Genomic DNA, 11,887 nt, shown 5'->3' with positions numbered 1-11,887 from the left:
TCAATATTTGAAACAAAAATTTCGCCAAAATCTTGGTTGATTATTTATCTGTAATTAAAAATAATCAATAATGAATGCTAGCGAAACCGTCAAAAGTTTTTATGAGTCAGATTTTGACGCATCGCATCTCCAAAAAGTTAGATAATATTTTTACACCTTCCTTAAGATAGATATAACAAGTTAATTAATTTTTCAGTGTCTATTTTTACAGAAAATAAGGTCTAGACTGATGTAGTCAATAATTGCTAATTTATTGAGAAAAACTTTCGTTTATTATTTTTATCTTGAGAAATAAAAAAATGCAAATTTTCATCAAAATATTGATGTAAAGTTTTTTATCTAACTTTTGGATTTACCATTTATCCCATGTGGTAGAAAGAATTGTGAGTCAGAGTTGATAACTTAGAGATAACAGAGATTGTTGAGACAGTTATGAGTATTATTGCTTGGGTAGTTTTAGGACTTTTAGCAGGTGCGATGCTTTCTCTACCAGAGGCTTGTCTGCGACACGCTGCGCGTAGCTTGCTTCCACGAAGTGGTACGCCAACGGCGGGCTACACCTACGCTAAAGCTATTTCTCCTAGCTATCAAGGCGGTGAAATTCTCTCCACAATGATTTTGGGTATCATTGGTGCTTTCATTGGTGGAAGTCTGTTTACCTTGCTACAAATCAAGAATTCTGCAAATTACTGCGGCTGGCGCTGGTTTAACTCTTCCTGGTATTTTAGTGGCTGTGCTCGGCGCAATAGTTGCTATTTATCTATAGGAATTAATCAGAAGAGGCAGCAATGCCTAATCGCTGATTAGCAGTTATCAACACTGACATCACTACTGTATTTTATCAGTCTTCTAGTTCACCAGTTTGAGAAGCTATCAAACATCAAATTAGCTTAGTCTGGAAAAATACTAGGAGACAAGAAAATGGCCGCTCCTTTTTGTAACATCATAATTTTGGGAAGTGTAAATCTATGTTTTTTCACAAGAAAGACCCTATTCATGCAGTTAACATTAGTGAACCGAACCCTCGTTTTGCTCAGTTACTTTTAGAGCAATTTGGCGGAGCTACTGGAGAACTTAGCGCAGCACTTCAATATTGGGTTCAATCATTCCATGTCGAAAATGCTGGAATTAAAGACATGCTCCAAGACATTGCGATCGAGGAATTCGGCCATTTAGAAATGGTTGGCAAACTAATCGAAGGTCATACCAAAAATGTGGATCAAACAGAGGCTTATAAGAGTACTCTCTTTGCGATTCGAGGGGTTGGGCCTCATTTTCTAGATAGTCAAGGTAATGCTTGGACTGCAAGTTACTTGAATGAGGGTGGAGATGTAGTGCGTGATTTAAGAGCTAATCTTGCAGCGGAAGCTGGCGCTCGTCAGACTTACGAATCATTAATCAAGTTAGCAACTGACAAAGGAACTCAAGAGACTTTAGTCCATCTGTTAACACGAGAAATTTCTCATACCCAGATGTTTATGAAAGCTCTAGATTCACTGGGTAAGTTGACAGATCCATTCTTTGGTAATATTAAGCCAGATGAAACTGTTGCTCTCTACTACAACCTATCAACTAATGGTGATGGTAAAGATGAACGTGGCCCTTGGAATTCTGAGCCCACATTCAAATACATTGCTAATCCCCTAGAAAGTCACTCTTAATTGTATAGGTTGCAGTTAGAGTATAGGTTGATTTGAAGTAAAGAGATTTTTGACAGATTCTTGAAAACTTCTAATCATCTTTTGGGTTACTTGCCTACCTTATTTAGGAATTGTTGGGCTATTTAGCTACATTTCGTGAACAAAAAGATTCCCGACTTATTAAAAAAGTCGGGAATTTCAGCTAAGTACTTGGCTATTACACTCAATTGAAAATAGCTATAGCTATAAATATTCAGTTATACTGAAAAAGTTTGAGCGATCGCCTCTTCAATATCTGCTGCGATGTTTCTGAATTCAGAAATTAATTTAACTCCAAATCAAAATTAAGAATCAGGAGATTGATTTGTGATTGTTAACGCTACGCCAAATGGTTGGGAAGTTATTTATCATCGCGCTCAAGGCCCTGAAGGTCAGCGCTATGACATTATGCAGCGTAGTGATAACTTGGTTGTTGTCAAACCCTGGCCCTTCCAGAACGATAAATTTACAGTCAACGTCGAAGCTTGCGACCTCTCCCAGGTGAAATTTGAGAGCAGCACCCAACTAACTCAAGCACTACAAGAAGCTCCCATCAAGGTACTAGAGTGGAGATTCGTTAAGAGTTAAATAGACACAGCTTAAGTTGTCGCCGCTATAGTCAGTAATTAAAGCTGACTTTTCACTCTTATCTGGAAAACCTCACTTCCATTCTTCTTTCCTGTTCTTGAGAAGCTTTGAATTCTAAATTCTGTGCTCCCCAAGATTGAGTGCAGCAAGTTTTACAACACTTTTAGAAGTCCATTTGATCAGGGACTCTGGATCTGCTAACCTCATTGGTTCAATCAGTCGTTTACTTCTTGTAATAGTCCACTCCTTTATTTACAAATTGCAAGGTGTATGCGTCCTTATAATTAACGTTGGATTTGGAAATTTTAGTATTAACCATGCTCTCAAACAGTAATGTCCACCTTTGATCACTCATCGCCCCAATGCCTTGTTTTTCTGCTGCATCAGAAAGGATAATTCCATATTCTTTTAGCTTTTGAATGCTATAGACAAGTTGCTCATCCGTTATTTCTGGATTATTTTTTTTAATTAGCTGATTCCCTGGTTGCGGATTTTCCAGGTAGCTATACCAACCTTTAATTGAGGCATCAACAAATCGCTGCACTAATTCGGGATTTTTTTCTACTACTTCTTTTTTTGTTTCAATAGTAGTTGCATATGGTTGATAACCAAAATCTGCTAATAAAAATACCACTGGCTGAAAACCGCCCTGTTTTTCAATAGCAAAGGGTTCAGACGTAATATAACCTTGTTGGGCTGAGTTTTTGTCAATCAGGAAAGGAGCAGGATTAAAGTTGTAGGGACGCTTTTGATCATCGGTGAAACCGTACTTTGTTTTGAGTAAAGGCCAATAGGTAATGTTAGCAGAAGCAGAGACATAAATTGGTTTGTCTTTGAGGTTGGCAAGGGTTTTAATTGCTGGGTTTGGATGTGCAATAAGACACCAAGGGTCTTTCTGGAAAATTGCTGCAACTGTAATTTTGGGAATACCTTGTGCTACAGCATTCACGGCATCAATGCCATAACCCATGAAGAAATCTACCGCACCCCCCATCAACAATTGAGTACCACTGGCAACCTGGGGACCACCCATTTTGATAGTGACATCTAAACCGTAGTCTTTGTAGATACCCGTGGCGATCGCCTGGTAAAATCCGCCATGTTCTGCTTCTGCTATCCAGTTTGTACCAAAGGTAACTTTATCCAACCGAGAATTGCTAGTTGAGGGTTGGTTGCTGTTAGTACAAGCAGCAATAACGCTACTACCAATCCAGATAGAACCGTATTGAATAAAGTTGCGGCGACTAAGGCAATGAATTACTGTTGATGAGGGTGATGACGGATTCATAAAATAGTATAATGCTCTTTTTTATCTGCCGTTGTAGCTAAATCTAAATGTACATTCTAGAATCAATTTTTGATTCACTAGCGAATAGGGCTGAATTTCTAAAGCACGTTGAAAAGCTTGGATAGCTTGACCATACTCTCCTAGTGCCGCATAACACAAACCCATGCCGTGAAGTGCCCCAAAATGTATTGGATTTATCTGCACAACTATCTGACAATCTGCCAGAGATTTTTGATAATCACCAATACTGTAATAGAGGAAAGCACGGCGATTCCAGGCTTCCGCAAAATCTGGCTGGTCTTTAATTAGTGCCGTCAGAACTTTTTCGGCTTCAGTAATTTCACCTGCATCCAATAATTTTTGACTGCGGTCAATTATTTCCAGCCCATAAATTCCCTTTTGCTGAAACCAGATCCGCCAGATTTTTCTGGTTGCGTTTTCGCGGACTGTGGCATCCGGGTTTTTCAACTCTTCAAGTAAGGAATTGATAGATAAAGAATCCATGAATTTGAGATCAGTGAATATACCTTTGTATTAACTTTCTCACAAAATATATCTATTAAATCATTTTTAAAGTCATCTTTAAATTTGCGATGATTAATTGCTAATTATGAATTTACTGTGTGATTTATTGTATTCAGTAATACAACTAATACCAGACTCGACATCTAGAGTTATAAGTGGTTGGTCATTAGGATGGCAAACTTTAAAAATAAAAACTGATTATAGGTAGTTGACAGATCCCTAGTGACTAAAAACTCCCAAAAACATCACAAAAAATTAATGACTATGGCAAAGCAAAACGACGTTTCCAAGCATATTGTTCTTATTTCATATCCTGGTGATTTGGCTGCGATCGCTTGTTTGGCACAAAATAAGTTGATTACCCATCAACAAATTATCATCACATACAGCAATTAACCTAATACTGCACAAATCCTTGATTAACAACTTTCAGTAAAACAAAAAGTTTTTTAGAAGCTTTACCATGTGGACATTTCAGCAAAAGTTAGAGATATCACAAAACAACGTTTTGTTAAGCATTTGAGACGATACCTATAGTTACCTTCAAGCGTTCGCTTGAAGAACCCTCTAAAACCAATGGTCAATACTCCTGATTCCTGATGCCTGAAACCCATGTTTTTACGTTGGTTTTCAAAAGTTTGTGGTTTACTGACTTTACTTCGTCAAATTTGGGAATTTTTTCTAATAAATCCATAGCAAATACATCACATTGATACACTAACTTCACATACAATATTGATTTTATCGGACTCTTTACTGATCATCTACTATAATATTGAATACTTCGACTCCGTGACTCGAACGATAAATTTTACATTGTAACTGCTAATGATAGAACCTCATATTGGACAATTAGAAATAGAAATATCACAGCAGATCATCAAATTCTATAATGATAGAATAGGTAAATATCCTAGCCAAATCATTTGCCACTTTTTTGATACTGAAATTGTGATTTCTCTAGAAAACTCTGTGACCCCAGCTGAACAAACTCTACTGAAGGGAGGTTATAAAAGTTTAGCTGAACAAGTACGATTCTATTTAGAGAAAATAATTAAACCAGAATTGAAAATTTTAATTGAGAAAATTATTGGTCAACCTGTCCTCGAACTCATGACCAACACAAATTTAGCAACAGGTCGGACTGGGATTATTGTGGTTTTTAATCAATTACCTCAGATTTTTAATCACGAATCTATTCCCAATGAAAATGTCAAAAATTTAGCTGAGTGATGTAGCGAATGATTACTACTTCTATTTGATTAAAATCATAAGCTTTAGTAACGCAATCATCAAATACTTTGAGCATATAGCAATCCTAAATCATTCGTGAAAAGTTAGCTCCCCGACTTCTTAAAAAAGTCGGGGAGCTGGACACCACGAATTTGAACGAAATCAAATAGGATTGCTATAGTGCATTTATCATCTTGTGTCATTGCTAGAGGTGTTACTGCAATGATTGGGATAGTAGCAGTTTTTGAGTCGTGTTTGAGGTAATCAAGGACTCGGTTCGCACTCAAATCAGATAGCATCATATCTAGCAGGATTAAATCTGGTTGATGAATTTGTGTCAATATCACAGCCCTCACCCTTTTTTTGGTACAAATGCATGAAAAATTTAATATTCTTAGATGAGAATTAAATAGCTCTAAATCATGTAGACTCTGTTCTACAACCAAAATTAAAGGCTGTCCATTCATAAGCAATTAATCTTGTCCAAGAAAAGCTAGGCAGAAAGACCCTCAAATAACTGACGTGCAAATGCGATCGCCTCTGTTGGTGTTGAAACTTTTCCCTGAGCTTGTGCTACGGCAATTTCTGTCAACAGTTGGCCAATCATTGGCGAAGCTGGAATATCTAATGCTATAATCAACTCCTTCCCACTCACCAGTGGAGTGGGATGAGCGACCAGATCATCAGGGTTCAAGTAGCGGTTGATCAAAGGTGCCAAGACTTGGCAACGTCTTGCTTTGGTTTCCTCTGTTGTAGCGACTGCTGTGTGTAGTGGCTTGTCACCAGACATCGCCTCTACCAAATTATCAAGTGCTACAGTTAGCACTGCCGTAGCGGGAAACACAATATCTGCGTCATGGAACAAAAAGTATTGTTCTCGCAAGGACATATTAACTACTTGAAACTGCGGTAACAGTTTCAGAGCAGTGGTTACACCCCGGATTTCGGCACGACTATAAGTTAATTCGTGAAGCTCTATTTCTGCTAATTCCGGATCTGGGTTGACAAGACAAGCAAGTTTGGCAATACCTAACCAAGTGGTTTTGATACTATCGCGGACATATTCTTGCAATTGTGCCCCTAATTGTTGCCAATTTTGGGTAAGTAAGGCAGCTGCATTGTCAACAGCTGCTAGTTTCAGCAAGCTTTCACGAGTGGCGTTTTTGAAGAAAGGGGCAAGTAAACCATCTTCCCAAGCACTTGTGATCCAAGGAGTACCTTGAGAATTGCTGAGTAGGTAGCCAATTTCTACCCTAACTCGTTCGGTTGCAACTTTGCTGATATGTGATGCCAAAGAACGAATTGCGGCTTGGGTAGCTGGCTCAATAGTAAAACCTAGTTGGGCGGCTTGGCGATAACCTCGCATTAACCGCAAAGGGTCATCTTCTAAGTTCGCGGGTGATACCATTCGCAAAATGCCCTGTTGTAAGTCTAGATAACCTTGCAGAGGATCGATAATTTCTTGTGTATGAGGATTATAGGCGATCGCATTTACTGTAAAATCCCGTCTGTGCAAATCAACTTCTAAACTATTTCCTTCCTGTTGGGCAAAATCAGCTGTAGCGTGGGGAAAAACCACACGGGCAATTTGTCGTTCTGCATCGAGTAACACAAAACCAGCTTTATAATGACGAGCGATCGCTCTGGCTACGTTTACCGCCTTAGATGGTATAACAAAATCTAGATCCAGATATTCGCGAGTTCTGCCAAGGATAGCATCTCGGACAGCGCCACCTACCATGTAAGCGGGTTGTGGCAGCAATTCTAAACTAAAAGGCCAATTTTCCGGAGCTAGGGTAGAAAGAACTGATTTATGCATTGTAATAAAAATCAACCCAGCAACTCATGAATAACAGTTGCGCTTAAGTTAGATTAACAATAAAGGCCCCTGGAGTTGGTTCTATTATGTGTATTTGCGTGAACTGCCACTATGTAGACCGCTGTTTGACCTATCATGCCGTAGAAGGGCAGCACCAACAGCCTCACTTAACCGAAACACCAAATTTTGATCCGAATGAACCTTCTATCAATGTCAACATTCGGACTAAGGAGGATGTAATTGAAATGGAATGGGATGTTGTTGGTTGTCTGAGCTTTAAGCGGGAAACGGGTAAGTGGTCGAAGTTGCGTCCTGGTGAATTAGTGCCGACTTGATAGAAAATGATTGGTGTATCTTACAGCTATTTTCAGGTAAATAGACCACGCGCTAGGGGCACAGCATTGCTGTGCCCTTACGACAGATGTGGTTCAAATACATGATTTCTGCTGTAATGAGATTTTGTCCATCAACGCTCACGAATTCATGGTATACGAACGAGATGTCAACAAAGCGATCGCAGAAGATAAAGAAGCCAGCCAAGAGAAAACAGCATGACCAACGCACAGCGACTAGACTATGTAGAAGATGAACTCGAAACTGTTAAACGATTGCTAGTGTCTACTGCTAGCTATGCCGAATCAGCAAACAGGCGGCTTGATGAGTTGACCATAAAACAAGACCGTACCCAATCTCACCTTGATCAACTAGGGGGACGTGTTGACCAGGTAGGGGGAAAGGTTGACCAACTTTCTGATAAGGTTGATAGTTTTATCACTCACACGCAACGTATATTTACAAAGGCAGGCAATGAGACAGAGGAAACAAAGGCACGAACTGAGCGATTAGAAGCACTCATGCTAAAGCTTGACCGAAACTTTGACGAACAAAAATCTCAGTTTCAGGAGTTTCAACTCACCACGGGTGCTGCCTTGGAGCGAATTGACCGAGTTTTGGACTATCTACTGAGACAGCAAGGCGGTAATCCAAATCCCCCATCCTAGCAAGGATTGCACAGATAAAGTGAACAGTAAGCGAAGATTTGCGATGCCTGCGGTTCTTGCTAGCCTACGCGTTCTGATTTTGTTGAAATAGCAAAACGTTTACCCTGAGAATTCTGTCCATAACATAAGAAAAAAGTGTAATCGATTCAATTAATAACTGCTATGTTATATGCTTGAATAAATCACGTTAACTTTAGAAAAATAGATATTTTAAATAACTTTGATAACGGAACTAAAACACCTCACAACCAAAAAATACGCTTTAGCATTGCATACCAGCACTCCCGAATTAGGTCTAGCAATTAGTAACTTTGCAGGCGATACTCGCGCTCAAATTTGGAATTTAGGGCGTGATTTATCTAGTTTAGTGCATCAATATTTAATTGAATTTATCAAACCGCAAACTTGGGCAGATTTGTCCTTTATCGCAGTTGCAAAAGGCCCTGGTGGCTTTACTGGAACTCGGATTGGCGTTGTCACTGCTCGCACTTTAGGGCAACAGTTAGATATTCCTGTATTTGCGATTTCAACTTTGGCTGCTGTAGCTTGGTCAGAAGCAGATAAAAGTCAAAATCTAAAAACTTTTGCTGTGGAAATGCCAGCACAACGAGGTCAAATTTTTGCTGCTATTTATCAATTTGAGTCAGATACTTCTAAATTAAAAGTGTGTTTGCCAGATAGAGTGTTGACACCAGAAGCATGGCAAGAAACTTTAGCTAATTGGAACACTGATTATCAGCTGATTCAAGCTCAATCTGGGTTAGCAGCGACAGTGACGAGTATTTTAGAACTAGCTAATCTCGATTGGCAAGAGGGCAAGTGTCCTAATTGGTCAGAGGCTTTGCCATATTATGGGCAGCATCCAGTAGAAGTTTAACTGATATGCATCAATTCCTTCGCCACGCTCTAATAATGCTAAGGAATCGCGCAGAAAGAACTTACCTATAGAGCACACCACCGCCAAAACGCGCTGCTAGTAACACACCCAAGCCATAAGTTCCTGGGAATGAACCTAGCAAATCGTAAAATAGCGCCCAAGCAAAGTATTCCTTGCCTACCATTGCTAAGATAATCGGAAAACAAAGATAACCTGTATTACCCAACATTGCTGCTAATATCAAGCTAGCCTGAGTTGGTGGTTGAGGGACGGTATTTTTAAAATAGGCTTGTGCTTTAATTCCTAACCAAGCTAAAAATGCTCCTAGTAAAATGGCGAGGTAAGCGATGTCTACGACGGGCTACGTCTACGCAGGTGCAATCCAAATTTGTCCCGACAAGCTAGATTGACGCAAAAACGATACTATGCTTATGGGTACTCTCACCCAAAAAAGAAACTGTCCCAAACGTGTAGGAACTGTCACAGGTAGTTTGCGTCCCAGTATAAAATCTACCAGGACTAATCCTCCTAGCTTGACGTATAGTTCTAAAAGGTTTGTCAAGATTGCGCCTAAGAACCACAGATGTAAAATGCTACCTGTTCCGTCTACTTTTGTCCAGTGCAAAATCTGTTATGGTTATCCCACAAAAACAGGAGTTTACCCTTGAATAAGGCAGGGTTTTCTGGAAAACCGCAAAACTCATCCAATGACCTTGGTGATGATATTCCAGTGGCTGTACGCGATACCCCTGATGCAACACCTAAAATGTGGTTGCAACCCCGAATTGTGCTGATTGCGGGAGTAGCGGGATTTGTCCTGCTGGCTTTAATTAGCGGTTTTTTGTTTTTCGTCACAGCACCCAAAAAAACCGCCGATTCTCAACCTTTACCAGCTACTTCTGCTCCTGCAACGACCGCAGCACCTAATAATTCTAGCGATAATGTGTTAGGTCATTTTCCATACCCAGAAGCCCCTGAATCACAACTTGTAACCATCTCCGCAAATAGGGGCATTAGAATTAGAATGCGAAAAGCTGCTGCCCAAAAGTTTGAGGAGATGGTAGCAGCAGCGCGGAGTGCAGGTGTAATTTTAGTACCAATTTCTGGCTTTCGCTCAGTTAAAGATCAGGAGCAGTTGTTTTTTGCTGTCGGTGCCCAGCGAAATCAGACGCCAGCAGAACGAGCTGCCCTCAGCGCTCCTCCTGGTCATAGCGAACATCACACAGGTTATGCTGTGGATATTGGAGACGGAGCAGTACCAGCAACTGATGTCCAACCTAATTTTGACCATACCAAGGCTTATCAATGGCTGCAAGCAAATGCAGCGCGTTTTAGCTTTGAAATGTCATTTCCTAAAGATAATGTTCAAGGTGTGAGTTATGAGCCTTGGCACTGGCGTTTTGTAGGCGATCGCGATAGTTTAGAAACCTTCTACAAAGCCAGAAATTTGAAACCCGCTAAGATATCGCCATAGGAGACAGGAGACAAAATAATTCGTAATTCTTACAAATTATTCGGTCAGGAGTCATTGGTTTTATCCTCTCTTTCCTAGTGGAGGCTGAAGTACCACTTCCGTAAGAACTGGACAGTAGTATTCAGCAATTTTTTTAGCGATCGCATCTGGTCGGGAAATTTTATCTAGATTGCAAAGTAAAATCACGGTAATTTTGTCATCAATAAAGCGGGTAATGTTACTTGCGAATCCTAATATCGAACCATTATGACCAACTACTCGGCGATCGCCATAATTAAATACCCACCAACCTAAACCTGCAACATATCTCAACTTTTCCCAATCATCGCCCTGATTGGGAAAATGAGGAGTCCACATTTTATCCAGGGTTGATTGCTTTAGCAGAGTCGCACTACAAAGCGCCTGTTCCCACTTCACCATATCTTTCACACTGGAGAGTTGACCTCCAGCAGAATAAGTGACTGAGGGACTGTAGTAGGGTTTGTTAACAAGTTTGCTGTTTGGCAACCGATAGCCAGCAGCCCGGTGCGGCACAATGTCTTTGGGATCATTCATTACGGTTGCATTCATTTCCAAAGGAGCAAAAATGCGATCGCGCAACAAATCTCCATAACATTGTCCAGTTACCTTTTCTAGGATCAAACCCAGTAGATAGTAGCCTGTATTGTCATAGGCGCTAAACTCACCTGGTTGGAATTTGAGGGGTAGGTGAGTAACTAGAGCCAAAATTTCAGATTTAGATAAATCAAGATGAGTAATTTCCCAGTAGTTTGGGGCATCGGTATAGCTAGGAATTCCAGACTGATGAGACAGAATATGCTCGATTGTGACATTTTGCCACGTTAAGGGTAGATGATCGAGATAGTCTGCGATCGCTTCTTCTAGCGAAATTATCCCTTGCTCCACCAGCATCATTGTGACTGTAGCGGTAAAAGTTTTACCGACAGACGCAATTTCATAAACTGTGTGTTCAGTCGCTGCAACAGAGTGTTCAACATTCGCCAGTCCATAGCCCTTAACTAAAACAGGTTCACCTGACTGCACCACTGCAACAGAAAGTCCAGGAATCTGGTTTTTAGTTATTGTGGCTCGAATATAGTCGTCAATCACAATTCACCTCATTTTTGTTTGGCGATGTCCAGACAAAATAATTCCAAATTCAAAATGTATTTTTAACTAATTCTGTGGGTTTAAGTTGCATAGCAACTAACAAGACGTTTGGCGAACGCTCAGTCACGGCAAGTTTTGTGGCTCTTATCTTTATCCTCGTTATAAAACTTAATTACGAATTACGTAGCTTGCTTCTCGCCTTTAGCGAGTATTACGAATTATTTTAATTCTTCCTTCTCCTAGTACAGCACGGCGTAAATAAGCAGACCATTGAAAAGCCGTAAAGAGCTTAT

At 40.1% G+C, this 11,887-nt stretch carries 13 protein-coding genes and 3 pseudogenes; 10 read left to right on the top strand and 6 right to left on the bottom strand.

The features are described from left to right. The first annotated feature begins 432 nt into the window (after positions 1-432). The 3 genes and pseudogenes from V7L29_RS15745 to V7L29_RS15735 form a co-directional block, all read left to right on the top strand. Positions 433-766: pseudogene (locus V7L29_RS15745) on the top strand (GlsB/YeaQ/YmgE family stress response membrane protein). A 202-nt stretch (positions 767-968) separates the two neighbouring features. Continuing rightward, the gene (locus V7L29_RS15740) at positions 969-1,661 is read left to right on the top strand and encodes a manganese catalase family protein (protein ID WP_334691998.1); all 693 of its coding nucleotides are present in this window, start codon (positions 969-971) and stop codon (positions 1,659-1,661) included. A gap of 393 nt (positions 1,662-2,054) precedes the next feature. Next, positions 2,055-2,267, top strand: a pseudogene (locus V7L29_RS15735) (DUF3891 family protein); the annotation flags it as partial. A 223-nt stretch (positions 2,268-2,490) separates the two neighbouring features. Here the strand turns inward: V7L29_RS15735 and V7L29_RS15730 are convergent. Next, on the bottom strand, positions 2,491-3,555 hold the full coding sequence (locus tag V7L29_RS15730; RefSeq protein ID WP_334736070.1) for an ABC transporter substrate-binding protein: 1,065 nt from the start codon (positions 3,553-3,555) through the stop codon (positions 2,491-2,493). 21 nt (positions 3,556-3,576) lie between these two features. Further along, on the bottom strand, positions 3,577-4,059 hold the full coding sequence (locus V7L29_RS15725) for a tetratricopeptide repeat protein (protein ID WP_334691996.1): 483 nt from the start codon (positions 4,057-4,059) through the stop codon (positions 3,577-3,579). A gap of 285 nt (positions 4,060-4,344) precedes the next feature. Here V7L29_RS15725 and V7L29_RS15720 point away from each other — a divergent pair, with 285 nt between their 5' ends. Then, positions 4,345-4,476 carry a hypothetical protein gene (locus V7L29_RS15720; RefSeq protein ID WP_334691995.1) on the top strand — a complete coding sequence of 44 codons (132 nt, stop codon included), beginning with the start codon at positions 4,345-4,347 and terminating at the stop codon, positions 4,474-4,476. 432 nt (positions 4,477-4,908) lie between these two features. Then, positions 4,909-5,313 carry a DUF2294 domain-containing protein gene (locus V7L29_RS15715; RefSeq protein WP_334691994.1) on the top strand — a complete coding sequence of 135 codons (405 nt, stop codon included), beginning with the start codon at positions 4,909-4,911 and terminating at the stop codon, positions 5,311-5,313. A 104-nt stretch (positions 5,314-5,417) separates the two neighbouring features. Here the strand turns inward: V7L29_RS15715 and V7L29_RS15710 are convergent, their stop codons facing one another. Together V7L29_RS15710 and V7L29_RS15705 are read right to left on the bottom strand one after the other, a co-directional pair. Next, positions 5,418-5,660 carry a hypothetical protein gene (locus V7L29_RS15710; RefSeq protein WP_334736069.1) on the bottom strand — a complete coding sequence of 81 codons (243 nt, stop codon included), beginning with the start codon at positions 5,658-5,660 and terminating at the stop codon, positions 5,418-5,420. 146 nt (positions 5,661-5,806) lie between these two features. Beyond that, entirely contained in the window at positions 5,807-7,132 is a 1,326-nt protein-coding gene (locus V7L29_RS15705; RefSeq protein ID WP_334691992.1) for a CCA tRNA nucleotidyltransferase, read from the bottom strand. An 86-nt stretch (positions 7,133-7,218) separates the two neighbouring features. Here V7L29_RS15705 and V7L29_RS15700 point away from each other — a divergent pair, with 86 nt between their 5' ends. The 4 genes from V7L29_RS15700 to tsaB all read left to right on the top strand — a co-directional run bounded on the left by V7L29_RS15700 (position 7,219) and on the right by tsaB (position 9,010). Further along, positions 7,219-7,467, top strand: coding sequence for a Ycf34 family protein (locus V7L29_RS15700; protein ID WP_334691991.1), 249 nt, complete (start codon positions 7,219-7,221; stop codon positions 7,465-7,467). An 88-nt stretch (positions 7,468-7,555) separates the two neighbouring features. Next, positions 7,556-7,687 carry a hypothetical protein gene (locus tag V7L29_RS15695; protein ID WP_334691990.1) on the top strand — a complete coding sequence of 44 codons (132 nt, stop codon included), beginning with the start codon at positions 7,556-7,558 and terminating at the stop codon, positions 7,685-7,687. Then, positions 7,684-8,133 (top strand): 6-aminohexanoate hydrolase, encoded by a 450-nt coding sequence (locus V7L29_RS15690; RefSeq protein WP_334736068.1) that lies wholly within the window; start codon positions 7,684-7,686, stop codon positions 8,131-8,133. Before V7L29_RS15695 ends, V7L29_RS15690 begins: the two co-directional genes overlap by 4 nt. 220 nt (positions 8,134-8,353) lie before the next feature. Beyond that, a complete protein-coding gene (gene tsaB, locus V7L29_RS15685) occupies positions 8,354-9,010 on the top strand; it encodes a tRNA (adenosine(37)-N6)-threonylcarbamoyltransferase complex dimerization subunit type 1 TsaB (RefSeq protein WP_334736067.1) in 657 nt (218 codons plus the stop codon). A 73-nt stretch (positions 9,011-9,083) separates the two neighbouring features. On the opposite strand, the pseudogene V7L29_RS15680 reads toward tsaB, so the two are convergent. Beyond that, a pseudogene (locus V7L29_RS15680) lies at positions 9,084-9,572 on the bottom strand (AEC family transporter); the annotation flags it as partial. Between the two features lie 102 nt (positions 9,573-9,674). Between V7L29_RS15680 and V7L29_RS15675 the strand changes: the two are divergent. Beyond that, the gene (locus tag V7L29_RS15675) at positions 9,675-10,484 is read left to right on the top strand and encodes a M15 family metallopeptidase (protein ID WP_334736066.1); all 810 of its coding nucleotides are present in this window, start codon (positions 9,675-9,677) and stop codon (positions 10,482-10,484) included. A gap of 60 nt (positions 10,485-10,544) precedes the next feature. On the opposite strand, the gene V7L29_RS15670 is transcribed toward V7L29_RS15675, so the two are convergent. Next, a complete protein-coding gene (locus V7L29_RS15670) occupies positions 10,545-11,594 on the bottom strand; it encodes a serine hydrolase domain-containing protein (protein WP_334736065.1) in 1,050 nt (349 codons plus the stop codon). Between the last annotated feature and the right edge of the window lie 293 nt (positions 11,595-11,887).

The organism is Nostoc sp., assembly GCF_036916575.1.
Taxonomy (GTDB): domain Bacteria; phylum Cyanobacteriota; class Cyanobacteriia; order Cyanobacteriales; family Nostocaceae; genus Nostoc.
This window is presented reverse-complemented; position numbering and strand designations above follow the sequence as displayed.

What these genes read in the sequence shown, in the direction of transcription:
- V7L29_RS15705 (WP_334691992.1), bottom strand. Translation starts at nt 7,132, where the DNA reads ATGCATAAATCAGTTCTTTCTACCCTAGCTCCGGAAAATTGGCCTTTT.
- V7L29_RS15700 (WP_334691991.1), top strand. Translation starts at nt 7,219, where the DNA reads ATGTGTATTTGCGTGAACTGCCACTATGTAGACCGCTGTTTGACCTAT.
- V7L29_RS15690 (WP_334736068.1), top strand. Translation starts at nt 7,684, where the DNA reads ATGACCAACGCACAGCGACTAGACTATGTAGAAGATGAACTCGAAACT.
- V7L29_RS15725 (WP_334691996.1), bottom strand. Translation starts at nt 4,059, where the DNA reads ATGGATTCTTTATCTATCAATTCCTTACTTGAAGAGTTGAAAAACCCG.
- V7L29_RS15730 (WP_334736070.1), bottom strand. Translation starts at nt 3,555, where the DNA reads ATGAATCCGTCATCACCCTCATCAACAGTAATTCATTGCCTTAGTCGC.
- V7L29_RS15715 (WP_334691994.1), top strand. Translation starts at nt 4,909, where the DNA reads ATGATAGAACCTCATATTGGACAATTAGAAATAGAAATATCACAGCAG.
- V7L29_RS15720 (WP_334691995.1), top strand. Translation starts at nt 4,345, where the DNA reads ATGGCAAAGCAAAACGACGTTTCCAAGCATATTGTTCTTATTTCATAT.
- V7L29_RS15740 (WP_334691998.1), top strand. Translation starts at nt 969, where the DNA reads ATGTTTTTTCACAAGAAAGACCCTATTCATGCAGTTAACATTAGTGAA.